Origin of the sequence: Rhizobium skierniewicense (assembly GCF_014196515.1) — a bacterium.
In the GTDB taxonomy this organism is placed as follows: domain Bacteria; phylum Pseudomonadota; class Alphaproteobacteria; order Rhizobiales; family Rhizobiaceae; genus Agrobacterium; species Agrobacterium skierniewicense.
In genome coordinates this window covers 263,445-286,849 of record NZ_JACIDV010000002.1, presented here as the reverse complement: position 1 = coordinate 286,849, position 23,405 = coordinate 263,445, and the positions used below count along the sequence as shown (strand labels likewise).

The 23,405-nt window shown below is 58.2% G+C and carries 23 protein-coding genes; 9 read left to right on the top strand and 14 right to left on the bottom strand.

Annotated elements, in window-relative coordinates:
- Positions 1–38: 38 nt before the first annotated feature.
- The 3 genes from GGQ73_RS04125 to GGQ73_RS04115 all read right to left on the bottom strand — a co-directional run bounded on the left by GGQ73_RS04125 (position 39) and on the right by GGQ73_RS04115 (position 3,557).
- On the bottom strand, positions 39–911 hold the full coding sequence (locus tag GGQ73_RS04125) for a patatin-like phospholipase family protein (protein ID WP_183894465.1): 873 nt from the start codon (positions 909–911) through the stop codon (positions 39–41).
- A 152-nt stretch (positions 912–1,063) separates the two neighbouring features.
- Positions 1,064–1,633, bottom strand: coding sequence for a 16S rRNA (guanine(966)-N(2))-methyltransferase RsmD (gene rsmD, locus GGQ73_RS04120; protein WP_183894174.1), 570 nt, complete (start codon positions 1,631–1,633; stop codon positions 1,064–1,066).
- Positions 1,614–3,557 (bottom strand): pseudouridine synthase, encoded by a 1,944-nt coding sequence (locus GGQ73_RS04115; RefSeq protein ID WP_183894172.1) that lies wholly within the window; start codon positions 3,555–3,557, stop codon positions 1,614–1,616. Before GGQ73_RS04115 ends, rsmD begins: the two co-directional genes overlap by 20 nt.
- A 72-nt stretch (positions 3,558–3,629) precedes the next feature.
- Between GGQ73_RS04115 and GGQ73_RS04110 the strand changes: the two genes are divergently transcribed.
- Positions 3,630–4,085: a nucleoside deaminase gene (locus tag GGQ73_RS04110; protein ID WP_183894170.1), complete on the top strand. Its 456-nt coding sequence runs from the start codon at positions 3,630–3,632 to the stop codon at positions 4,083–4,085.
- A gap of 178 nt (positions 4,086–4,263) precedes the next feature.
- On the opposite strand, the gene GGQ73_RS04105 is transcribed toward GGQ73_RS04110, so the two are convergent.
- From GGQ73_RS04105 to chrA, 5 genes are all read right to left on the bottom strand, one after another.
- On the bottom strand, positions 4,264–4,890 hold the full coding sequence (locus GGQ73_RS04105; RefSeq protein WP_183894463.1) for a hypothetical protein: 627 nt from the start codon (positions 4,888–4,890) through the stop codon (positions 4,264–4,266).
- Between the two features lie 227 nt (positions 4,891–5,117).
- Complete coding sequence (gene ileS / locus GGQ73_RS04100; protein WP_183894168.1) at positions 5,118–8,099, bottom strand: isoleucine--tRNA ligase; 2,982 nt, start codon at positions 8,097–8,099, stop codon at positions 5,118–5,120.
- A 314-nt stretch (positions 8,100–8,413) separates the two neighbouring features.
- Positions 8,414–9,394 (bottom strand): bifunctional riboflavin kinase/FAD synthetase, encoded by a 981-nt coding sequence (locus GGQ73_RS04095; protein WP_183894166.1) that lies wholly within the window; start codon positions 9,392–9,394, stop codon positions 8,414–8,416.
- 28 nt (positions 9,395–9,422) lie between these two features.
- On the bottom strand, positions 9,423–10,271 hold the full coding sequence (locus GGQ73_RS04090; RefSeq protein ID WP_183894164.1) for a TIGR01459 family HAD-type hydrolase: 849 nt from the start codon (positions 10,269–10,271) through the stop codon (positions 9,423–9,425).
- 277 nt (positions 10,272–10,548) lie between these two features.
- Positions 10,549–11,880 carry a chromate efflux transporter gene (gene chrA / locus GGQ73_RS04085; protein WP_183894162.1) on the bottom strand — a complete coding sequence of 444 codons (1,332 nt, stop codon included), beginning with the start codon at positions 11,878–11,880 and terminating at the stop codon, positions 10,549–10,551.
- Positions 11,881–12,049: 169 nt separating this feature from the next.
- Between chrA and groES the strand changes: the two genes are divergently transcribed.
- From groES to GGQ73_RS04065, 3 genes are all read left to right on the top strand, one after another.
- On the top strand, positions 12,050–12,346 hold the full coding sequence (groES, locus tag GGQ73_RS04080; RefSeq protein WP_045229730.1) for a co-chaperone GroES: 297 nt from the start codon (positions 12,050–12,052) through the stop codon (positions 12,344–12,346).
- Between the two features lie 64 nt (positions 12,347–12,410).
- Positions 12,411–14,045, top strand: coding sequence for a chaperonin GroEL (gene groL, locus GGQ73_RS04075; protein WP_183894160.1), 1,635 nt, complete (start codon positions 12,411–12,413; stop codon positions 14,043–14,045).
- Between the two features lie 1,006 nt (positions 14,046–15,051).
- Entirely contained in the window at positions 15,052–15,498 is a 447-nt protein-coding gene (locus tag GGQ73_RS04065; protein ID WP_183894156.1) for a DoxX family protein, read from the top strand.
- A 78-nt stretch (positions 15,499–15,576) separates the two neighbouring features.
- Here the strand turns inward: GGQ73_RS04065 and hisG are convergent, their stop codons facing one another.
- Genes hisG through hisS form a run of 4 tightly spaced genes read right to left on the bottom strand, consistent with a single transcriptional unit; the run spans position 15,577 to position 19,398 of the window.
- Positions 15,577–16,272, bottom strand: coding sequence for an ATP phosphoribosyltransferase (gene hisG, locus GGQ73_RS04060; RefSeq protein WP_183894154.1), 696 nt, complete (start codon positions 16,270–16,272; stop codon positions 15,577–15,579).
- Positions 16,269–17,390: an ATP phosphoribosyltransferase regulatory subunit gene (locus GGQ73_RS04055; protein ID WP_183894152.1), complete on the bottom strand. Its 1,122-nt coding sequence runs from the start codon at positions 17,388–17,390 to the stop codon at positions 16,269–16,271. The genes hisG and GGQ73_RS04055 overlap by 4 nt, the downstream gene beginning before the upstream one ends.
- A gap of 6 nt (positions 17,391–17,396) precedes the next feature.
- Positions 17,397–17,774: a VOC family protein gene (locus GGQ73_RS04050; RefSeq protein ID WP_183894150.1), complete on the bottom strand. Its 378-nt coding sequence runs from the start codon at positions 17,772–17,774 to the stop codon at positions 17,397–17,399.
- A 4-nt stretch (positions 17,775–17,778) separates the two neighbouring features.
- A complete protein-coding gene (gene hisS, locus GGQ73_RS04045) occupies positions 17,779–19,398 on the bottom strand; it encodes a histidine--tRNA ligase (RefSeq protein WP_183894148.1) in 1,620 nt (539 codons plus the stop codon).
- Between the two features lie 156 nt (positions 19,399–19,554).
- On the opposite strand from hisS, the gene relB reads away from it, so the two are divergent.
- Genes relB through copM form a run of 4 tightly spaced genes read left to right on the top strand, consistent with a single transcriptional unit; the run spans position 19,555 to position 21,224 of the window.
- The gene (relB, locus tag GGQ73_RS04040) at positions 19,555–19,782 is read left to right on the top strand and encodes a type II toxin-antitoxin system RelB family antitoxin (RefSeq protein WP_183894146.1); all 228 of its coding nucleotides are present in this window, start codon (positions 19,555–19,557) and stop codon (positions 19,780–19,782) included.
- A complete protein-coding gene (locus tag GGQ73_RS04035; protein ID WP_183894144.1) occupies positions 19,766–20,035 on the top strand; it encodes a type II toxin-antitoxin system RelE family toxin in 270 nt (89 codons plus the stop codon). The genes relB and GGQ73_RS04035 overlap by 17 nt, the downstream gene beginning before the upstream one ends.
- 3 nt (positions 20,036–20,038) lie before the next feature.
- A complete protein-coding gene (locus tag GGQ73_RS04030) occupies positions 20,039–20,803 on the top strand; it encodes a hypothetical protein (RefSeq protein ID WP_183894142.1) in 765 nt (254 codons plus the stop codon).
- A gap of 46 nt (positions 20,804–20,849) precedes the next feature.
- Positions 20,850–21,224, top strand: a complete 375-nt coding sequence (gene copM, locus GGQ73_RS04025; RefSeq protein ID WP_183894140.1) for a CopM family metallochaperone — start codon at positions 20,850–20,852, stop codon at positions 21,222–21,224.
- A 22-nt stretch (positions 21,225–21,246) separates the two neighbouring features.
- On the opposite strand, the gene GGQ73_RS04020 is transcribed toward copM, so the two are convergent.
- Both GGQ73_RS04020 and GGQ73_RS04015 read right to left on the bottom strand, forming a co-directional pair.
- Positions 21,247–21,672: a hypothetical protein gene (locus GGQ73_RS04020; RefSeq protein WP_412762952.1), complete on the bottom strand. Its 426-nt coding sequence runs from the start codon at positions 21,670–21,672 to the stop codon at positions 21,247–21,249.
- Between the two features lie 14 nt (positions 21,673–21,686).
- The gene (locus GGQ73_RS04015) at positions 21,687–22,316 is read right to left on the bottom strand and encodes a DNA-3-methyladenine glycosylase I (RefSeq protein ID WP_183894136.1); all 630 of its coding nucleotides are present in this window, start codon (positions 22,314–22,316) and stop codon (positions 21,687–21,689) included.
- A gap of 189 nt (positions 22,317–22,505) precedes the next feature.
- Between GGQ73_RS04015 and GGQ73_RS04010 the strand changes: the two genes are divergently transcribed.
- Entirely contained in the window at positions 22,506–23,228 is a 723-nt protein-coding gene (locus GGQ73_RS04010) for a L,D-transpeptidase (RefSeq protein WP_174152162.1), read from the top strand.
- The last annotated feature ends 177 nt before the right edge of the window (positions 23,229–23,405 follow it).

Here is a 23,405-nt window from a genome sequence, read left to right as displayed (position 1 = left end):
GGCCAAAGCGGCATTTCACCGGTAATTGAGCGAAATGCTTATACCTCCACGCCGTGGCCACGGTGATAAAGCTCGACCTGGCGCTCGATCTGCCGCTTGAGATCGTCCTTCGTTATCTCAGATTCCGCCAAGACCTCCTGCGCCTTGCGGAAGTCCAGAACCTTGAAACGATTGACCGGCGGGCGCAGAAAAATATGCGGCGGATGCATGCGCAGCTTCAGCGAGATTACCGATTGCATCATCAACTGGCTGGCGCCGAACAGGCTCTCGAAGCGGCTGGGCATCGTCGTGCCGTCGCCCTCGGGACCACCGACAACATCCACCGCGATCACGATATCCGCCTTATCCAGCAGATGGTCATAGGGGACGGGATTGAAGATACCGCCATCGATCATGATGCGATCATTCATGCGGATTGGCATGAACAGGGCAGGAATGGCGGAGGAGGCTGCCAGCGCCTGACGCAGATCGCCGCTTTCGACGATGACCTCCGATTGCGCATAATAATCCGTCGCTGTCACTTTTAACGGGATTTTCAGTCCTTCGAAGGTCTTTGGCATGGCCGATGGCAGAAGAGCATCGAGAACAAGCTCAAGATTGAACTGCCCCAGACGAAAGCCGGATACGGCGTGGCGCATCGAGGCAGCTCCCAGGCTCCAGAGCTTGTTGGCAACGCTGCCCTTTCTGCCCATCAATTGCAGAGTATAGTCCCGGATATCGCGGCCGCTCATGCCGGCGGCCATGCCGGCACCTATAATGGAGCCGATGGACGAGCCGGCGATGGCCGTCGGGCGAATGCCGAGCTCATCCAGCGCTTCGACGATATTGATGTGGCAGATGCCGCGTGCGCCACCGCCCCCCAGGGCCAACGCGAATGTCGGATCACGCACCTCTGGTACAAGATTGTCTATCGCTGCGTCTTTGCGCTTGCGTTTCTTGCCAGAGAGCTTCTTTTTCTTATCAGCCACGGGTGCGGCCTCTCCTTCGTGTCATGTGCTGTCCCGCTCTATGACACAAAGACGACAGGAGAGTGACGCGCGCTCAAGGTCGCGCGTCATTGCGGTCAAACAGACGCTTCAGGCTCGTAGCGATAAAAGTGCATGACAGAATCCCCGAAGGTGCGGCTTTCCAGTAGCTTGAAGGCCGGATCGACCGTTACAAGCACATCGGCTCGCTCTTCGAGAATGGCAAGCGCACCCGGTACCAGCCAGCCGCCCAGATGTGCGGCCAGCATGGATTTCTCTCCATGACCGAAGCCATAGGGCGGGTCGGCAAACAGGACATCGAAGGGTTCGATGTTATTGACGCTGCCGAGCTTGGTGGCATCGCGGCGCAAAATACGCGCGCGACCATGCAGCCCCAGAGCATCGATGTTTTCCCACAACAGGCCCCTGCCCTCGACACCGTTCTCAACGAACAAAGCCACGCGGCAACCGCGTGACAAAGCCTCAAGCCCGACCGCGCCAGTACCCGCGAAGACATCGAGAATGCGCGTACCCTCAAGACTTTCCGGATAGGCGTGGCTCAGGATATTGAAGAGGCTTTCTCGCGTACGGTCGATCGTGGGCCTGATTGTATTCGATTTCGGAGCGGCGAGTGACCTGCCGCGAAACTCACCGCCTACGATCCGCATTACGCGTCATTCCCTTGCCACCAGAAGGTTTTCCACCCGGACCTTTGCCGCCAGGACCATTTCCAGGCCCCTTGCGATCCGGACCTTTGCCGCTCCCGGCACCTTTGCCCGAAAAACCACCTTCGGAACGATCGCCACGTGGCTTGCCGAAAGCCGGTTTGCCACCAAAACCACCGGGCTTGCCGCCGGAAGGCCTGCCTTCGCGCGGCTTGTCACCAAAAGGTTTCGTGCCACGCGGCTTATCGCCGAACGGGCGTTCACCACGGGGGCGATCGCCCTCTTCTCGCGGCTTGCGGTCGCTGAAGGGACGCTCGCTACGGGCGGGACGGTCACCAAACGGTCGTTCCGTACGGGCGGGACGATCCCCGAAGGAACGTTCGCCGCGTGAACGGTCACCGCGCTCTGCGCCATCGCGTGGCTTGCGGTCGCCATAAGGGCGTTCGCTGCGCTCACCGCTACGGGCCCGATCGCCACGATCTGGACGAGCGCTGAAGGGCCTGTCGCCACGGGGCCGATCACCACGACCGCCTGTGTCCCGGGGTTTGCGATCACCGAACGATTTCTCGCCACGCTCGCCTCTGCCACGACCACGGCTTTCGTCCTGCGCGGGCTTGTCTGCGCGGATCCACTCGCCGTCAACGTCTCTGTGTCTGACGATAGCGCGGCGAGCATCTGCCTCGGCGGAAGGCTTGAAGACGCTTTCGGCTTCCGCGCGCACAGATTTGCGCTCCTTGCCGTCACGCGTTGGCTTGGCACCCGGCGCCATCCAGACATTGGCGGTGCGGTTGCTTCCCATCTGCGGACGCTTGGGACGGTCGTCATCGCGCTCGTCATCACGACCCTTGGCAAAAGGCTTGCCAGGACGCTTGGCATCCGGCTTGCCCTGCGCGCGGTCGCGAGGATTGTCTCGCTTTTCAGCGAAATTGCCGCCGCGCGGATTTTGCTCCGCATCGCCGCGCTTGGTCCATTCGGATTTTACGGGACGCTGGACGGGGACGTCATCGTCTTCGGCAACGGCATCATAAATCGGCGCATCAAAATTGGCCCCGGCGGCTTCAATGAGGCGTGGGCCCAACTGGTCGCGCAGCATGCGTCCACGCACTTCCACCACCTGGCCTTCCGGCAGATCACCCAGCTGAAAGGGACCATACGAAATGCGGATCAGACGGTTAACCTCAAGCCCGATCGCGCCCAGCACGTTCTTGATCTCGCGGTTCTTGCCCTCGCGAATACCCATGGTGATCCAGACGTTGTGGCCCTGCGTGCGGTCGAGCGTCGCTTCGATGGCTCCGTAGAGAACACCATCGACGGCAATGCCGTCCTTCAGCTTATCGAGCGCGGCCTGATCGACTTCACCATAGGCGCGAACGCGGTAACGGCGCAGCCAGCCGGTGGTCGGCAATTCCAGAACGCGTGACAGGCCGCCGTCATTGGTCAGCAGCAACAGGCCTTCGGTGTTGATATCCAGACGCCCGATGGACAGAACGCGGGGAAGCTCTTTGGGCAGATTATCGAAGACGGTCGGGCGCCCCTCGGGGTCGGAGTTGGTCGTCACAAGGCCGGATGGCTTGTGATAGAGCCAAAGTCGCGTCCGTTCGGCGCCACGGATCGGTTCGCCATCGACTTCGATCTTGTCATCGAGAGTGGCGTTGACCGCAGGGCTTTCAAGCTTGACGCCATTCAGCGAAACGCGGCCTTCCATAATCATCCGCTCGACATCGCGGCGCGAGGCCACGCCTGCACGCGCCATGATCTTGGAGATGCGCTCGGGTTTCGTCGCCGCCGTTTCCGTCGCCACGGTCTCGGTCTTTGCGACAAATGGCTTCTTTTCGCGCGCCGCGTCAGGCTTTGCCGACGATGTCGGCTTTCTGTCGCGGTCGAATGGTTTGCCGCTGCCACGCTTCGGCTTGTCTTTGAATGTCATTTGTTGTTTGCCTGTTGTTTGCCGTGTCCTATCAGGTCGCGCGGCACTGGTTAAGAGGAAATTGCAACAACAATGGCGGAAACGACGCATTTCATGGACCTTGCGCTGGTAGAAGCGCAGGCTGCGGCCCTTAGAAACGAGGTGCCGATCGGTGCAGTGCTGGTACTGGACGGCCGCGTGATTGCGCGTTCAGGCAACCGGACACGCGAACTCAACGACGTGACCGCCCATGCCGAAATCGCTGTCATTCGCATGGCGTGTGAAGAACTGGGGCAGGAACGGCTTGCCGGAGCAGACCTTTACGTCACGCTTGAGCCCTGCACGATGTGTGCGGCCGCCATATCCTTTGCCCGCATCCGCCGACTGTATTACGGGGCAAACGATGCCAAGGGCGGCGCGGTGGAGAGCGGTGTGCGCTTCTTCAACCAGCAGACATGCCACCATGCGCCAGAGGTATATTCGGGGATGGCGGAAGTGGAGAGTGCGGAGATTTTGCGTGCGTTTTTTCAGGGGAAGCGCGGGGAGTAAGACGTGGTCTCCTCAACTTCGGCATCGCCCTCGGGCCTGAGCCGAGGATCTATCCACGTTGGATGTCATGGTTCGTTAGATGGTTGGGTCACGCCCGAGGATGACGGAGGTCGCAATCCGCTTTTCTGGAAGCCGTTGGCGTTCGGCGATCAATAATCGTTGCCGCCCATCCCTTTTTTTACTGGAACGGGTTCCACCAGCTCTTGCCGGTTCCGGCCATGGCAGCGTTCTTCTTGCGCTCTTTTTCTTTTTTCGCTTCCGGCTCGCCGAGATCGGCCAGCTGATCCTGGGGCACGTTGCGATATTCTACCGGCGGATCGGTGAGGAACTTGCGCTGGTTGTTGTTGACAATCGTGCCACCCTGCGCGTCGGCCTTGGCCTTGCGGAAGGCTTCCCACTTCTGGCTTTCAGTCATCTGGCCGTTGGTGCCGTTGCCTGCGAGCAATGGCGAGCGGTAATTCGGGTTATCGCGGTTTTCATCCGCTTCCTTGCGCAGGCGCTCGCGGGCTTCTTCCGGTGTCTCAGGCCATTGCGGGTTCGTCTCGCGGTTGGCAAGGCTCTGTTGTGGCTGGGCCAGCTGACCAGCACGCGCCTGGGCGGGAACGACGAGACCGGGACGCGGATTGTATTTCAGGCTCCGCTTGCTCTGATCGCCGGTAATGGACGTTGCATTGCCCAGATCGTCCACCAGCTGTTCGGCAGAGGTTTTACCCGTTCCGTATGTCGGGCTCGTGCAGGCGCTGAGCGCAAGGCTAGCGGAAACCGCACCAAAAATCGTGCCGTAGATGCGAAATCTCTGCGTCATGCTCATGGAAACCCTTCCGCCCCAAAGCGCCTTGCGCCCATATGGACGCTCACAGAGCGCTCTTTATATTAATTCAACGCATCATGCATTCCGAAAATCGATGCCGATTTCCGCCCTGATGCTGTCACCGTCCCGCGACCGGTAGCTTGCATTGATGCTAAAATCCGGCCAATTTCAGGCAGGTTTACCGGATGAACGCCTAAAGTGCAATTCACCCGGTACTTTTCTTAAGCAGCGATACCCAATTCGTGGAGTGCCGCAGCATCGCGCGCCGAGACGTCCGGGAAGGCCGGATCGGAGCCGACATCGGTGGTGATACGCCAGGAACGGGCACATTTGCGCCCTTCCGCCAGCTTCTGCTCGACCGACACCTTCTGCACATCACCCAGACGGAACGCATCTGCCGGACCTTCGCCCGAGACCACCGAAATGGCCGAGGTGATGCAGATCTCCGCAAAATCCTGACCTTCCAGCGCAGCCAGCAGTTCAGCATCCGCAACATGAACCACGGGAGCCGCTTCCAGAGAGGAGCCGATGCGCTTTTCCCGGCGCTCGACTTCCAGAGCGCCGGTCACCACCGTGCGCACCTTGCGGATTTTATCCCACTTGGCGTCCAGCGCCTCGTTTTTCCATTCCGCAGGAACCTCCGGGAACTGGACGAGATGCACGGACTCCGCATCAGGGTAACGCGAAAGCCACGCTTCTTCCGTCGTGAACGGCAGCATGGGTGCGAGCCATGTGACGAGGCAATCGAACAGCTTTGCGATGACCGACAGCGATGCGCGGCGCCTTAGCGAAGACGGGGCATCGCAATAGAGCGCATCCTTGCGGATATCGAAGTAGAAGGCCGACAGCTCGACATTGGCGAAATCGATCAGCGCGCGGGTGATCTTCTTGAAGTCGAAGGCGTCGTAACCCTCGCGCACAACCTGATCCAGCTCAGCCAGACGGTGCAGCATGAGCTGTTCCAGCTCCGGCAGATCGGCATAGGCGATCTCTTCACCGGTGTCATGCGCCAGCGTTCCCAGCATCCAGCGCACCGTGTTGCGCAGCTTGCGGTAAGCATCGATGTTGGTCTGGATGATGGCTTTCCCCAGACGCTGGTCTTCCCAGTAATCTGTGGTCATGACCCAGAGGCGCAGAATATCGGCGCCGGATTCCTTCATCACGTCCTGCGGAGCAACCACGTTGCCAAGCGACTTGGACTGCTTGCGGCCCTGCTCATCCATGGTGAAACCATGGGTAACGACGGCGTTGTAAGGCGCACGGCCCCGCGTCGCGCAGCTTTCCAGCAGCGACGAGTGGAACCAGCCGCGATGCTGGTCGGAGCCTTCCAGATAGACATCGGCTGGCCATTTCAGGTCAGGACGGTCTTCCAGCGTAAACGTGTGTGTGCAACCGCTGTCGAACCAGACGTCGAGGATATCCCGCACCTGCACCCACGGCTCACCGGCACGTGTCCCGAGGAACCGCTCACGCGCACCTTCGGCAAACCACGCATCGGCACCTTCAGCCTCAAAGGCTTCAAGGATGCGGGCATTGACGTCCTCATCAACAAGCACTTCGCCCTTTTCATCGGCAAAGACAGCAATCGGCACGCCCCAGGCGCGCTGGCGCGAGAGCACCCAGTCCGGGCGATTCTCGATCATGGCACGTAGACGGTTCTGTCCGGCAGCGGGCACGAAACGGGTGTCATCGATGGCAGAGAGCGAACGCGAGCGCAGCGTGGTGCCATCGCCCAGTTCCTTGTCCATATAGACAAACCACTGTGGCGTGTTGCGGAAGATCACCGGCTTCTTGGAGCGCCAGCTATGGGGATAGCTGTGCTTCAGACGGCCCCGGGCAAACAGATTGTTGGCGCCGATCAACGCCTTGATGACGCGCTCGTTTGCATCGCCCTTCTTGCCGTTATCATCCATGACGCGGGCAGCGCCACCTTCAGCCGAAGGGCCGAAACCGGGCGCGTCTTCGGTATAGAAACCGTCATCGCCAACCGGGAACGGGATCTTCGACGAGATGCCACGCGCTTCGATCTCGCGAGCCTTTGAAGTCCACGCATCAAAGTCTTCGCGACCATGACTTGGTGCGGTGTGGACGAAGCCGGTGCCTGCGTCATCGGTGACGTGATCGCCATCTAGGAGTGGGACGTCGAAGTCGTAGCCAAGATGAGCCAGAGGATGGGCGCAGGTGATCGCGCCCAGTTCTTCCGCTGTGACAGGACGAACCAGCTTGAATGTCAGCTTCGCTTTCTTCGCCGCTTCGTCGGCCAGCTTCGTCGCAAAGATCAGCTTTTCGCCGGGCTGTGGGCCAAAGTCGTTCTCAGCCGTTTCGACTTCGAACAAGCCGTAAGGGAAGCGCGAGGAGAAGGAGATGGCGCGGTTGCCGGGGATCGTCCAGGGGGTTGTAGTCCAGATGACGACCGAGGATCCAGCCATATCCGGAAACACCGGTGCGCCGAGTGCGACTGCTCTCGCATTCAATTGCTCTAATGCAGAGCTTCCAGGCTGAACCTCAGTAGCTTCCGGAGCAAAGCGGATCGGGAACTTCACCCAGATCATGTCGCTCTCGACATCCGCATACTCGACCTCAGCCTCGGCCAAAGCCGTACGCTCGACCACCGACCACATGACCGGCTTCGATCCGCGATAAAGCTGGCCGCTCTTGGCGATCTTCAGCAGCTCGCCAGCGATACGGGCTTCCGCGTGGAAGTTCATGGTCGTGTAAGGCTGGTCGAAATCGCCTTCGATGCCGAGGCGCTTGAACTCGGCTGACTGTTTTTCGATCCAGCCAGCCGCGAACTCACGGCATTCCTTGCGGAATTCGTTGATCGGAACCTCGTCCTTGTTCTTGCCCTTGGCGCGGTAAGCTTCCTCGATCTTCCACTCGATGGGAAGACCATGGCAATCCCAGCCGGGAACGTAATTGGCGTCGAAGCCGCGCATCTGGAACGAGCGGGTGATGACATCCTTGAGGATCTTGTTCAGCGCGTGGCCGATGTGGATGTTGCCGTTAGCATAGGGAGGGCCGTCATGCAGCACGAATTTTTCGCGACCGGCGGCGGAAGCGCGCAAGCGCTTGTAAAGACCCATCTGCTGCCAACGGGCAACCGTTTCAGGCTCTTTCTGCGGCAGACCGGCGCGCATCGGAAAATCCGTCTGCGGCAGGTACAGCGTTTTGGAATAGTCGATGGTCTCTGCGGTGTCGTTCATGATCATACCGTTATGCGGCGCATATCTGTTCAACAAAGCTGAAAAGTTGCGCCGTCTTGAGTGCAAGAGGGCTAAAGCGGAGGGCGCTCAGTGTATCTATATCGCATTGTCCGTACGCAAAACCGCTGCGCACTTTTGCTGAAAATGCTTGAGCAAGCGCCGAAAACCCGGACCTTTCGGCTGCTTACTGCGCGCAAAAGGCCGGGCCAATAATTCGGGAAATGAACGTCAGCCGAAATTGGTACATGGGCGACTGTTTATGTGTTTTTGCTGCGTTTGAAAAGAGAATAGATGTCACACAAACGCCCATGCTTTCAAAAAGCAATTCGTGCATCCAGTTTGCCCAGAGGTTTGACACCTGACAGGAGCGCCCTCGCCTCGTCCTCATCCTGTTTGATCTGCGCCACCAGCGTCTCAAGGCCATCGAATTTCAGCTCGTCGCGCAGGTGACCGAAGAAAGAAACGGAGCAGATTTCCCCATAGAGATCGCCGGAAAAATCGAAGATGAAGGTTTCGAGAAGGGCAGCACCATCATCCGTTACGGTCGGGCGATAGCCGAAACTGGCAACGCCATCGTGAAGCGAGCCATCCGCCCGTCGAAAACGCACGGCATAAATGCCGGGCTTCAATTCCGTTTCCGGCGGCAACGCCATGTTGGCGGTGGGGTAGCCGAGCGTGCGACCGAGTTTCTGCCCGCCGATCACTTCGGCTTCGACCGTGTAGCGATAACCCAGGAGACCGGCGGCACCGACGACATCCCCTTGCGCCAGCAATTCTCGGATACGGCTTGAGGAAACGATTTCGGCACCTTCATCGCGGAACGAATCGATCAGAACGACATCGAAACCGTGTTTCTTGCCCGCGGCCATCAGATAGGCCGGGCCACCTTCGCGTCCCTTGCCAAAGTGGAAATCCACGCCGGTGACAACTGCGCTGGCACCCAGCCAGTCCACCAGAATGGATTTGACGAAATCCTCCGCCGATCGCTGCGAAAAATCCCGGTCGAAGGGGTATTCGATCACAGAATGAAAGCCCTCGACTTCCAGAACCCGCGCCTTGACGGAAGCGGGCGTCAGCCGGAAAACAGGCGTTTCCGGACGAAAGACGGTGCGTGGATGCGGTTCGAACGTCAACGCCAAAGCGGGAAGATCACGCGACGCGGCAAGCTCCAGCGCACGGTCCAGCACGGCACGGTGACCGCGATGCACGCCATCGAAATTGCCAATGGCGATAACGCCGCCCTTCAGGTTTTCGGGCAGCAGTTCCTTCTTTTCATTGCGATGAAACACGGTCATGGACAAACTCTATGCTGGTGCCACACTGTTAGGCAAGACGCGGCATCCACCAGCCGGGGGCTGCGTTCTGGCCTCTCAGATACGCATTCATCAACGCTTCGTCCGTTTCGCCATCCAGCGTATATTCGGCCGCATGAATGCCGCCACTGATATAGAGAAGCTGGAGGCCTGCATTGATGGCGCCCTTTACATCCGTCGGCATGCCATCGCCGATGGCCAGCACGCGATCGCCAGCAAATTCGCCGCGCACCTCTTTGGCCGCAGCAAGGCAGGCCTCGTAGATCGGCGAATGTGGCTTGCCGGCAATGCGAACCTCACCGCCGAGCTGCTCGTAATACGCGGCCAGGGCACCGGCGCAGGGAATGATGCGCTCGCCGCGCTCCACCACCAGATCGGGGTTGGCACAGATCATCGGTACGGCACGGGCGATGAAGCCTTTCAGCATATCCGTATAATCTTCCGGCGTTTCGGTTTCATCATCGAAAAATCCGGTGCAGACGATGGCTGTCGCCTCTGCCTCCGGCACCACGTCGATATCAAGACCTTCGAGCAAAGGCATGTCACGCTCTGGGCCCAACAGGAAGATGTCTCGCGGCCCTTGTGAAATCAGTTCACGCGTCACATCGCCCGAAGTGATGATGCGATCATAGGCCGTGTCGGGAATACCAAGCGCCCGCAGCTGCGTGATGACCCCGGGGCCCGGTCGCGGGGAATTGGTGATCAGCACAACGGTCTTGCCCGCCTTGCGCGCCGCTTCCAGGGCAATAGATGCGTCGGGAAAGGCTCTGACGCCATTGTGCAGCACACCCCAGACATCTGAGAGAACGACGTCGAACCGATCTGTGATTTCGCCAAGGGTGGAAATGCGGTGGGCCATGAGATGCTTCCAGACTTTCAAAGATGCCAGATTTTCACAAACAATGCTTGGTCGTGACATGACAAACCGTCACGCTGTTTACAAGCAAAAAGGTTTTGTATCGAACAAAGCGCAGACACGAAAACCCGTCTTCTACAAAGTGGCATACCGCGATGGCACGCCTCATGTGTCCTCAAGCGCTGCGGCTGAACCCCTCGATCTCGGCGCCATCGATCAAGAGAAGTGATCAAGTTGAGGTAACCGACCCGATGGTGCAGTTGGGTCGCCCACCAACGCGTCAGATCAGCCAGAGGCGCAGAACACCACTTGCTATGCCGAGTGCAAGCACCGGCACCATACCGAGTTTCCAGCGCGTTAGCATCAGCAGGGATACGACCAGAAGGCCGCTCGCGAAAGGATCGAGCGTGCTCCAGAGCGGCCAGGATATGCCGGGACCGAAGCTTGGCAGGATGGCAATGCGTTCCACCTGCGCAAACAGCACATGCAAGCCAAACCAGATGGAAAGGTTGAGGATGACCCCAACGACCGCCGCCGTGATAGCTGATAAGGCCGCCGACAGAGTTGAATTGTTGCGCACCTTTTCAACATAGGGCGCACCGAGAAAAATGAAGATGAAACTCGGCACAAACGTCGCCCAGGCCGTGACCATCGAGCCTAGAACGCCCGCCACCATCGGGTCCAGCCAGTCCGCATGACGAAACCCGGCGAGAAACCCGATATAGGGCAGAACCAGCACCAGCGGCCCCGGCGTTGCCTCAGCCAGCGCAAGACCATCCAGCATTTCGCCTGCTGTCAGCCAGCCATGGGTTTCCACCGCCACCTGCGCGACATAGGCCAGCACCGCATAGGCCCCGCCGAAGGTCACCACCGCCATGCGCGAGAAGAAGCTTTGCAAGGTCGCCAAGGTTTCCGGCGCTGAGAAGAGATAGATCACGGCGAGCGGGATCTGCCAGATCATCAGACCCAGGACAAGCCCCATCACCCGCGACAGAAACGTCACGGGAGCTGCATCATTTTCGTGGTCTGTGTGTGCCTGCTCGGCCTGGTCACCACGCCGCCCTCTCAGAAAGCCGAGCAGACCGGCGACCAGGATGACGAGTGGAAACGGCAGGCCAAAAACGAAGAGCGCGATGAATGCGGCGGCAGCGATGGCGACCAGAAAGCGGCTGACCAAGGCGCGTTTCGCCACGCGGATCAAGGCTTCGATTACGATGGCCAGCACGCAGGCTTTCAGTCCGAACAAAAGACCGGGCAGCCAATGGGTGTCCTGATAAAGGCAATAGGCAGCGGCAAGAGCAACGATGGTGACGAAGCCGGGCAGGATGAACAGCGTACCGGCAATTATACCGCCGCGCACGCCGTGCAACAGCCAGCCGATATAGGTGGCGAGTTGCTGCGCCTCCGGGCCAGGCAGCAGCATGCAGTAGTTGAGGGCGTGCATGAAGCGGGCGTCTGATACCCAACGCCTTTCATCCACCAGAACGCGGTGCATCATGCCGATCTGACCTGCTGGCCCTCCGAAGCTCAAAAAGCCGATACGGGCAAAGACCGAGGTGAGTTCTTTCAGGGTCGGTTTGGCAGTTGGTGGCGGGCTTACAAAATCTGTCATGAACGACTGATAACCAATTTATATGAAATATTTCCGACAGGGCGTTCTTGACTCCCCTTGGAGACACCCCTATCTCTGCCTCGCTAGCACTCTCCAATGAGGAGTGCTAACACTTATCAAGCGGACCTTTGAGTGGTCCGTACAGGTCATTTGATCGAGGGATTAGACAATGACAAGCACAACTTTCCGTCCGCTGCATGACCGCGTCGTCGTTCGTCGCGTTGAGTCTGAAGCAAAGACCAAGGGCGGCATCATCATTCCTGATACCGCCAAGGAAAAGCCGCAGGAAGGCGAAATCGTCGCTGTCGGCACCGGCGCTCGCGACGATAGCGGCAAGCTCGTTCCTCTTGATGTCAAGGCTGGCGACCGCGTTCTGTTCGGCAAGTGGTCCGGCACTGAAGTCAAGCTCGACGGCGAAGACCTTCTGATCATGAAGGAATCCGACATCATGGGCGTTATCGGCTGATCGAGCCGGTTCTTCTCACTTTTCCATGACAACCAATGGGCCATGAGCCCGGGAGTTTTCTACAATGGCAGCTAAAGAAATTAAATTCGGCCGCACAGCGCGCGAAAAGATGCTTCGTGGCGTCGATGTTCTCGCAGACGCAGTGAAGGTAACGCTTGGTCCGAAGGGCCGTAACGTCATCATCGACAAGTCCTTCGGCGCACCGCGCATCACCAAGGACGGCGTTTCCGTCGCCAAGGAAATCGAACTTGAAGACAAGTTCGAAAACATGGGCGCACAGATGGTCCGCGAAGTTGCTTCGAAGACCAACGACATTGCTGGTGACGGCACCACGACTGCGACCGTTCTTGCACAGGCCATCGTTCGCGAAGGCAACAAGGCTGTTGCAGCCGGCATGAACCCAATGGACCTCAAGCGCGGTATCGACCTGGCAGTGTCCGAAGTCGTGAAGGACCTTCAGGCCAAGGCCAAGAAGATCTCCACGTCTGAAGAAGTTGCACAGGTTGGCACGATCTCTGCAAACGGCGACACGCAGGTTGGCAAGGACATTGCCGAAGCCATGCAGAAGGTCGGCAACGAAGGTGTTATCACCGTCGAAGAAGCCAAGACTGCCGAGACTGAACTCGAAGTCGTCGAAGGCATGCAGTTCGACCGCGGCTACCTCAGCCCTTACTTCGTCACCAACCCTGAAAAGATGGTTGCTGACCTGGAAGACGCTTACATTCTTCTCCACGAGAAGAAGCTTTCGAACCTTCAGGCCATGCTGCCCGTTCTCGAGGCTGTCGTTCAGACCGGCAAGCCACTCGTCATCATCGCTGAAGACGTTGAAGGCGAAGCTCTTGCTACGCTCGTCGTCAACAAGCTTCGTGGCGGCCTGAAGATTGCTGCTGTCAAGGCTCCTGGCTTCGGCGATCGCCGCAAGGCCATGCTCGAAGACATCGCGATCCTGACCGGCGGTACCGTTATTTCCGAAGATATCGGCATCAAGCTCGAAAACGTCACGCTCGACATGCTCGGCAAGGCGAAGAAGGTCTCGATCACCAAGGAAAACACAACGATCGTTGACGGTTCGGGCCAGAAGTCCGACATCGAAGGCCGCGTTGCGCAGATCAAGGCTCAGATCGAAGAAACATCGTCCGATTACGACCGCGAAAAGCTGCAGGAACGTCTTGCCAAGCTCGCTGGCGGCGTTGCCGTCATCCGCGTTGGCGGCTCCACGGAAATCGAAGTCAAGGAACGCAAGGACCGCATCGACGACGCTTTGAACGCGACGCGCGCTGCAGTTCAGGAAGGCATCGTCCCAGGCGGCGGTACAGCTCTTCTGCGCTCTTCCACGAAGATCACCGTCAAGGGTGCGAACGACGACCAGGAAGCTGGCATCAACATCGTTCGCCGCGCTCTCCAGTCGCTGGTTCGCCAGATCGCTGAAAACGCAGGTGACGAAGCCTCCATCGTTGTTGGCAAGATCCTCGAGAAGAACGAAGAGAACTGGGGCTACAACGCCCAGACCTCCGAGTATGGCGACATGATTGCCATGGGTATCGTCGATCCGGTCAAGGTTGTTCGCACAGCCCTGCAGAATGCAGCTTCGGTTGCTTCCCTGCTGATTACGACAGAAGCCATGATTGCCGAGCTACCCAAGAAGGACGCTCCAATGCCTCCTATGCCAGGCGGTGGCATGGGCGGTATGGACTTCTAAGAAGTCGATACCCTCCGGAACACGAAAGGCGGTCCTTGCGGGCCGCCTTTTTTGTTGTGGCTATCGCACTGGCACAGTATCGTTCAGCGAGTTAGGGCGCTAAATGCAACCCTTGGATTGGAGATTAGGTGTCTGAAGCCGAGCAAATAACCAAGAGCCCACCCACGTCGTTGTCGTTTGCTCGCAGACGATGTCTCTTAGTGTTAGCAGCGCCCTTGATGTTCGCGGTTGGATCAACTGTCTACAGCATTGCTAGTGTGCCCGTACCTGTGCCATCAAACGACGTCAGGCTACTCCTCACTCTCCTTTGGGCCGAGCTTTTCAGCTTAAAGTCGTTAGTAATGTGTAATATATTACTATGTTTCGGTCGGATATTTGAAGCTCACCCAGTCGATCTTGAGCAGCGGCGTTGGGAATTTCCACGTTGGATATTTGAGCAGCCGTTTTTTGGCATCACTCTCGGCCTGTCTTTATTCTGTTTTCCTCTGCTCTTCATTATAGGGCTAAGCGGCATAATTTACCTTATCGCTGCAGGAGTTGTTCTCTATTTCACACCGCGATTTTTGGCTCGAGGGGCTATCGGTCACGGTGTTTTTATCGTTCTGTGTCTCGTTGGCGGATGCGTGCTGTCTATGCTCCTCCCACATAAAAACAACGCTATTGCATGTGAGGCCGACAAGATTGTGCCGCTTCGCTCCGGCACGACAGTGGCATGTGACGAGTACGCCTTCATCGAAAAAGCGGCGGGACTGATCATAGAACACCGTCAGTCATCAATATTCGTGCCACTAAAAGATCTCGCGCCTTATGAGATAAAAGCACTTGGGCCTGGAAGCTGGTTGATAAGAAGCCGGGTCAGGCCACATCTCTGAGCCAAACCATACCTACCACTGTCTTCAAATAGTGAACAAATAGTCTTCAGTTGTTCATCTGTGCGAACGGGGCAATTTGGCGCATATGTTGGGCACACATTCCTGCCACCCGGCATCACCTTCGGAGACACCCAATGTCCAGCAGCCAGAACGCACTCGTGCTCCTCGCACGCATTCTTCTCTCCTTCATTTTCATCTGGTCCGGCTTCGGCAAGCTGGCCGATCCTGCCGGTACGGCTGGCATGATCACCGGCGCTGGCCTTCCTGCTGCAACCGCGCTGGCCTATCTGGCTGGTCTGTTTGAACTGGTTGCGGGTCTTGCCATTCTCGTCGGTTTCCAGACAAAGATCGCCGCCTGGGCGCTGGCGGTGTTCTGCGTATTCACCGGTCTCGTGTTCCACAGCGGCACGGTTGCCGTTCCCGGCTGGCCTGATGCGGCTCTGGGCTGGATCAACACGCTGAACGGCATCATGCTGATGAAGAACATTACGCTGGCTGGCGCTTACATCCTGCTTGCCACTTTCGGCGCAGGAGCCTATTCGCTCGACGCCCGCCGCGGCCTCAGCCTCGCCCACGCGTAAGCTGATGCTCAATTCATAAAGAAGGCCGCTGGATTGCTCCGGCGGCTTTTTTGTATTTTTGATATCCAGCGTCGTTTTCTACAGGGCAGACGTCAGACGTGAAACGATATCCGCCACAACAGCATCCCCTTCATGCTCCGGTTTGCGTGCCCGGATGAAACAGGCTTGTGAGCGCAGAATGACGCCGTCCGTCAAAATTTTGAGATGGTTTGCCGCCAGCGTCGAGCCGGTGGAGGTGATATCGACGATGATATCCGCCTGCCCCGCCGCCGGAGCGCCCTCGGTCGCGCCCAGGCTTTCGACGATGCGGTAAAGCTGGATGCCGTGCTGGCGCGAGAAGAACTGCTGCGTCAGTCGCCAGTACTTCGTAGCGATGGCAAGGCGGCGGCCGTGGCGGGCGCGAAACTCGGCGGCGACGTCGCCGAGATCGGCCATGCTGTCCACATCCAGCCAGATTTCCGGCACCGCAACCACAACATCGGCATGGCCGAAACCAAGACGCGCGCAGAACTCGACGCGCTTATCCACATCAACAAGATCCTCGCGCACGAGGTCCTCGCCGGTCACGCCGAAATCCACCGTGCCATTGCCGATTTCTCTGGCAATTTCGGATGCCGAGAGATAGGCGATTTCGATATCGTCGCGTCCCTCGACCCGGCCGCGATAGGACCGCTCATTGCCGATGGCCAGAACTTTGAGGCCTGCACGCTCCAGAATGGCGGAGGCGTCTTCCTTCATGCGGCCCTTGGAGGGCAAGGCGATGGTCATGGTCATGGCTTGGCCCTCACGGCTTCGATGCGATCCAGCCAGAGCGAGAAACCGACCGCCGGGATCTTGTCTTTTGCGCCGAGCAGCGTCATCAGCCGGTCGAAACGACCACCACCGGCCAGCACCGCCCCCTCACCGTCCACGACGACCTCGAAGACAAGGCCCGTATAATAATCCAGCGGACGCCCGAAGGCCGCACGATAGGCGATGCCATCCAGATCGATACCGCCATTGGCCAGTGCCGCAACGCGCGCATCAAAGGCAGACAGCGCGCTGTCCAGTTTCAACTTCGCCTTGTCGGCAAATTCGGCAAGCGTCTGCGATGCCTGCGATAGCGGTGCTTGCAGGGCAAGGAACTGTTTCAGCAATTCGAAGCTCTCATCTGGCAGACGCGTCGCGGCGAGCGCCAGTTTCTCGCGCAGACGGCGAGCGATTTCCTGCGGGGACCGGCTGGCATTGGTGGAATAGCCGGTGTCTTCCATGACGCTGTCAATATAGTCGACCAGCACCTTTTCCTCACCCGTTGCGAGCAGGCCTGCGACGCGGGCATCGAGCCCTGTCATCGGCTTGGGGCTGACGAGACTTTGCAGCAGTGCTTCCAGTTGAACTGTGTCACCAAACGCGTGAACCAGCCGCTTCTGCCAGCCGAGCGGCAGGCCAAGTGCTGCGACGACCGCCTCGAACACCTGCTGGTCACCCAGCGTGACGACAAGCTTACGACCCGGCAAAAGGCGCTTCAAAATACCGGTCGCGTCGCTGATCGCGCGGGCATCGGCGGCCGCAATATTGGTATCGCCGAGATCCTCGATACCAGCCTGATAAAACTCGCTCGCCCCATCCCGCCGCTGGCGAAAGACCTCCCCCAGATACGAGTATCGCTTGGGCGTCCCGGTGGCGGTTTCAATGTGGCGAAGACAAACCGGAATGGTGAATTCCGGGCGCAGACACAGGCTCGCGCCCGTTTCGCTCTCCGTCATGAAAATCCGCCGCCGCAGGTCCTCGCCTGCCATATCCAGAAAAGGTTCTGCTGGCTGGATGACAGGCGTGCTCACGCGACTGGTGCGACGCGCATCGAATTCATCCAAGAGGTCACCGGCAAAATCCGGCATGTCGATCAGGGGCATGAAATGCTACTTTTCATCACGGAGGAGCGGCTGCATCAGTTCGATGCGATTTCCAAAAGGGTCATAGACGTAGAAGCGGTCATAGCCGTCCAACGGCTCATCCTCAACCACGTGGTGGCCTGCCAACTCGAATGTTTTCCGAAAACGGGCCAAATCCTCGACCTGAAAAGCAGGATGAGCTTTCGCCGCTGGCTTGAAATCCGCGTCGACACCGAGATGAACGCGCACCGCGCCGCTTTCAAACCAGCATCCACCCCGCTTGGCCAGATTGTCGGGTTTTGCCCGCTCAGACAATCCAAGAAGGCCAGCGTAGAAATTACGCGCATCCTCCTCACGGCCTGCAGGCATGGCAAGTTGAACGTGATCGAGGGCGATGATGCTCATCCTGTCACTTGCTTCCGGCTTCGCGCTGACGATCCTCGGCCTGGGTTGCCAGAATTTCCTTGACCTTCGCAACCAGTTCCGCTTCCGGCACGATGACCTGCGCCACACGGGCTTCGCGCCACGTGGCATTGTCCTCGATCTCGCCGGACAACCGCTTGCCTTCGATCAGATCCTTGATCTGCACCACGCCTTCAGCCCGCTCATCACCGCCCTGAATGATGGCGATGGGAGCGCCCATGCGGTCGGCATATTTCAGCTGATTGCCGAATTTCTTCCAGTTGCCCTGATACATTTCGGCACGAATGCCCTCATTGCGCAGCGCCTGTATAAAGCGCTGGTAACGCCCCATGCTGTCCACATCACCATCCATGACGGTGACAAGAACGGGCGCGAGCGGCTTTGTCTGGCCCAGCTTGCCAAGGTTTTTCAGCGCCGTCATCAGGCGTGAGACGCCGATGGAGAAGCCCGTAGCCGGAACCGGCTGGCCCATAAACCGCGACACCAGACCATCATAACGACCGCCGCCGCCGACAGAGCCGAACTGTACAATCTCTCCCTTCTCGTTGGGAATTTTCGCAGTTAGCTCGGCTTCGTAGACGGGGCCGGTGTAGTATTCGAGGCCACGGACGCATGAAGGGTCGATTGTTATTTGATCTTGGTAGCCTCCAAGGTCAAACAATCTGGACATAAATGCCAATTCATCAATACCTGTCGCGGCTAATTTATTCCATCCAAATGCTAACATCAGCATTTCAATGCGTGATGCATTTGTGGACTCGTTATTCTCCGAACGAATTGCACTCGTATCAATGCGATTAACCGAGCTAAGGATAAAATTACTATCTGTATTTTTGTGACTAACCTGATTGGCTTGCCAATCAACTAGCTTCAATACTTTTTCAATCTGATCCTCATCTAGCCCAGCGCCCTTTGTGAAATCGCCGGATTTATCTTTACGGCCAGGACCGAGCAGCAGCTTAACACCTTCCGGTCCAAACTTGTCGAGCTTATCAATCGCTCGCAGCACGTTCAGCCGCCGTGCCGCGTTCTCCTCACCGCCAAGCCCGATGGCTTCCATCACGCCATCCAGGACCTTGCGGTTGTTCACCCGGATCACATAATCGCCGCGCTTGATGCCCAGGGCCTCCAGCGTATCGGCCATCATCATGCACATTTCGGCATCCGCCTGCACGCCTGCGGCCCCCACCGTGTCGGCATCGAACTGCATGAACTGGCGGAAACGGCCCGGGCCGGGTTTTTCGTTGCGGAATACGTAGCCGGCGCGGTAGGTGCGGAAGGGCAGCTGTATCTCGTTGAAGTTTTCCGCCACATGGCGAGCAAGTGGCGCGGTGAGGTCATAGCGCAGGCTCATCCACTGGTCGTCATCATCCGTCAGCGAAAACACGCCTTCGTTGGGGCGGTCGCTGTCGGGCAGAAATTTGCCGAGTGCATCTGTATACTCGAACAGCGGCGTCTCGATCGGGTCAAAACCGTAGAGTTCGTAGACGCCACGGATTTTCTCGATCATCTCATTGGTGGCATGAATATCGGCGCTCGAGCGATCCACGAAGCCGCGCGGCAGGCGGGCTTTCAGTTTCTGAGGCTTTTTTGCTTTTTCACTCATGATGCCGGTCCAATTGTCTCTTGAGATCAAGCCGGTCTATTAGAGGATGAAGCCCTGTGCGGCAAGGCCGCAGGGGTGCGGTTTTGCTGGCGTGATCGGGGAAATCATGCTAGGTGGGATACACGCATCCCACTCGACCGACGGGAGAAGAGACCCATGAGCAAACAAACCGCCATTCGACTGCCCGAAGAAACGTATGAGCGCCTCAAAGCTCTGTCCGAGCGCACGGGCCGCACATCCGCCTATTACATCCGCGAGGCAATTGAAAAACATATCGAGGATATGGAGGATTTGTATCTGGCCGAAGAGGCCACGCGGCGCATTCAGCGCGGAGAGTCGAAGATTGTAAGCGCCGAGGAGTTCTGGCGTGATCTGGACAATTGAGTACGATATTGTTGTCCAGAAACAGATCAAGAAACTTGATCCGCAAACCCGTAATCGTATCCGTTCATTCCTTCATGAGCGACTGGCGCAACTCGACAATCCCCGCAAGATAGGCGAAGCTTTGAAAGGCTCCGAACTCGGCAACTACTGGCGTTACCGCACCGGCGACTACCGCATTCTCTGCGACATACAGGATAATAAGCTGTTGGTTCTCGTCATTGAAATCGGTCACCGCCGGGAAGTCTACCGTTAGATCATGATCCTCGAAGCTCTTAATTACGCCGCGACATACCGCAAGACGCCGCCGGAATTTCGCCCTCATATCCGCTATTCCGTCAATCTCTGGGCGCGGGCGAACCGTTGCAGGCAGGGCTGGGCCGAGCATGAGGACAACAGCCAGCGCTTCATTGTCTCTGCTGCGGCCAAGCTGAAACAGCGCCGCACGGCTGTCGTGCTCGGCTCCGGCCTCTTGCGGGATGTGCCGTTGCAACAGCTGGCTGCGGCCTTCGACACCGTGGTTCTGGTCGATCTCGTCCATCTGGCCAGCGTTCGTGCGAAGCTTTATGCGCGACACAGCAGAACCGTGGTTCTGAACCACCGCGATCTCTCCGGCTATGGCGATCTGGAAGCGGGAAAACCCCTGGAGCCGCTGGGCTTTCTGCGACTGGTGCCCTATCTCGACTTCGTCGTGTCCGCCAACCTTCTGTCGCAAATCGGCACCGGGATTCGCAACCGGCTGGAAAAGCACCCAGCCCCCGCAATGCCGCAGGATACCTTGCCGCAGCTCATTCAGGCGCATCTGGATGGTCTGTCGGGTCTTCCCTGCAAGGCATGCCTCATCACCGATACCGCTTTCGACGTCATCGATAAAAAAGGCGCGCCGCATCAGCACGAAGACCTGTTGCACGGCGTGACTGTTCCCAACATCGCGCGCAGGTGGGATTGGCCGGTCGTGCCGTTTGGTGAAGAAAGCCGCGATTATCAGATCATCCATAAGGTCGTTGCCAGCGAACTGACATAATGTTCACGTCCATTGGAGTTTCGATCAGCCACAGGAAGGATCATGCATGCGCCTAAAGACCACTCCCCTCGCGACCGCCCTGATCGCAACTTTCATCATACCAGCCTATGCTCAGGACAGCGGCGGCCATGCGGGCCATGATATGCCAAAGGCTGTCGCCACCGAGAGTGCTTCCACCAAAGCCTTCATGGAGGCCAGCAAGAAGATGCATGGCGATATGTCCATGGAGTATACCGGCAATGCCGACGTGGATTTCGTGCGCGGCATGATCCCGCATCATCAGGGCGCGATCAATATGGCAAAGGTTCAATTGCAGTATGGCAAGGACCCGGAAATCCGCAAACTCGCGCAAGAGGTTATCACCGCGCAGGAAGCGGAGATCGCGATGATGCAGCAGTGGCTGAAATCCAGAGGCTATTAGACGGTGTCCAAGAGGGTCGGCCCTACGGCTGCTTTTCTACCGTAATCGTGTAATTCGCACCGAGGCCACGACGGGATGAGCTGAGCACCAGGATCGGGCGTACCAGCCATTCCGTATCCGCATTTGGCGTCAGTACGGCGGTGTTCCGGCCTGCTTCGCTAAAGAAGATCGCGTCGTCTTCCGGTTTCGCGAAATCGAAAATGGCCATCACCACGAATTCGCTGCGGCTGGTGAGTGTGACCTTCAGGGTCTCGCCAGCCTTAACCTTGAGGCGATAGACATCGCCCCTGCCCTGCCGTGTCCAGCCATTCAGCACCAGCGGGCCGGTTGTCGGCATGGTAGCAGGTTTCAGGCTCTCGCCATCATCAAGCCAGATGCCGTCGACATTGCGGCCTTCCGCCTGAGCGAACGTCACGACCGACAGGGCAAGGAGAGACGTAAGCAGAATGTGGGGAAATCGGGTCACGGGCGTGAAAACTCCAGCCTCTGCGTTTCAATGCGTGGGCGGCAGTGGCAACCTTCGATGTGGTCGTTGACCATGCCCATGGCCTGCATGAAGGCGTAAATCGTGGTCGGACCGACAAAGGTCCAGCCGCGCTTTTTCAAATCTTTCGACAGGCGCGTGGAGGCGGGGGTGATCGGGTTGGCGCGCAGCGTCGCGTAATAGAAAACCGGCGGACGCTCCTCCGGCTTGGGTTCAAACGACCAGAAATAGCGCGCCAGTGAACCGAATTCGTCGCGCATCTCGATGGCCCGCCGGGCATTGTTGATGGTGGAGACGATCTTGCCACGATGGCGAATGATCCCCTTGTCGGCGACGCAGCGCTCGATATCCGTCTCGCCGAACTGCGCAACCTTTTCGAAATCGAACCCGCAGAACGCGGCGCGGAAGGCCTCACGCTTTCTCAGCACCGTCAACCAGGAGAGGCCGGACTGAAAGCCCTCCAGGCAGATTTTCTCGAACAGGCGCGTGTCGTTCTTGACCGGGCGTCCCCATTCTTCATCGTGATACAGCGCATAATCCGCCAATCCCTGCTGCCAGAAGCAACGGATCTTGCCGTCTTCGCCCGTCAAAAGTCCGGTTTCGGTCATGGCTACCACGCTCTTTTTCGTCGTCTGCCGGTGATTACCATTGATTTACTGTGTTTCAAAACGGTCCGCTAACCTTATTAAAAGGTTTCGACCAAATCGCAGCTTTTCATCAAGTGCCATTTACCATTCGCTGTCGCGGAGGTGGCAACGTGGCGATTATGTTCCGGTGTCATGTAGAGAGTTCACCCGATGTCGATGAAATCCGTTCTTCTGGCGCTGAGCTTCGTCTCCGCCGTTTCGCTGCCGGCGCTTGCCAATGATCGTTACCGGGAACGCCCGCCGGTCGTCGTCAGCCCAGACCTGACAGCACCCTGGGTGATGCAGCTTGGCGGCGCGCAGGTTCGCCCTGTCGTTTATCCGCAGCGCCCCGCACGCCCATCGCTGTTCCAGCGGCCAATCGCTCAGCCGCGCGCGCAGGCCGTGGCCGCACGGACAGGTGATCCGCGCCTGCGGATCGCGCCGCAGTTTTTACCGCAGATGGTGCAGTATCAGGGCAAGGAAGCTCCGGGTACCATCGTCATTGATACGCCAAACCGCTTTCTCTATCTCGTGATGGCAGATGGAAAAGCGCGGCGTTACGGTGTTGGCGTGGGCAAGCCGGGCTTTGAATGGGCCGGTACGCACAAGATTACCCGCAAGAATGAATGGCCAAGCTGGACACCGCCGCGCGAAATGATCACCCGCGAGGCCGCAAAAGGCCATTACCTTCCTGCCTTCATGGAAGGCGGGCCGCAAAACCCGATGGGCGCGCGCGCCATGTATCTCGGCTCGACGCTTTACCGTATTCACGGCACCAACCAGCCATGGACCATTGGCAGCAACAATTCCTCCGGTTGCATTCGTATGCGCAATGAAGATGTGACCGATCTCTATGAGCGCGTGACTGTCGGCACTCGTGTGATTGTGATCTGATAGCAACGCTAATATAAATCTTCACGCCGAGGAGTTGAAACCAGACGTGAACGTGCTTGCCGCTGCGGATGAATGATTTAATAGTTCCGGCATATTCTTTTGGCGGGGGACGCCAGGGGGCGGTAGGCACTGTCACAGGTGCTAACCGATGAGAAACGGGCGGTGATCAGACCGCCC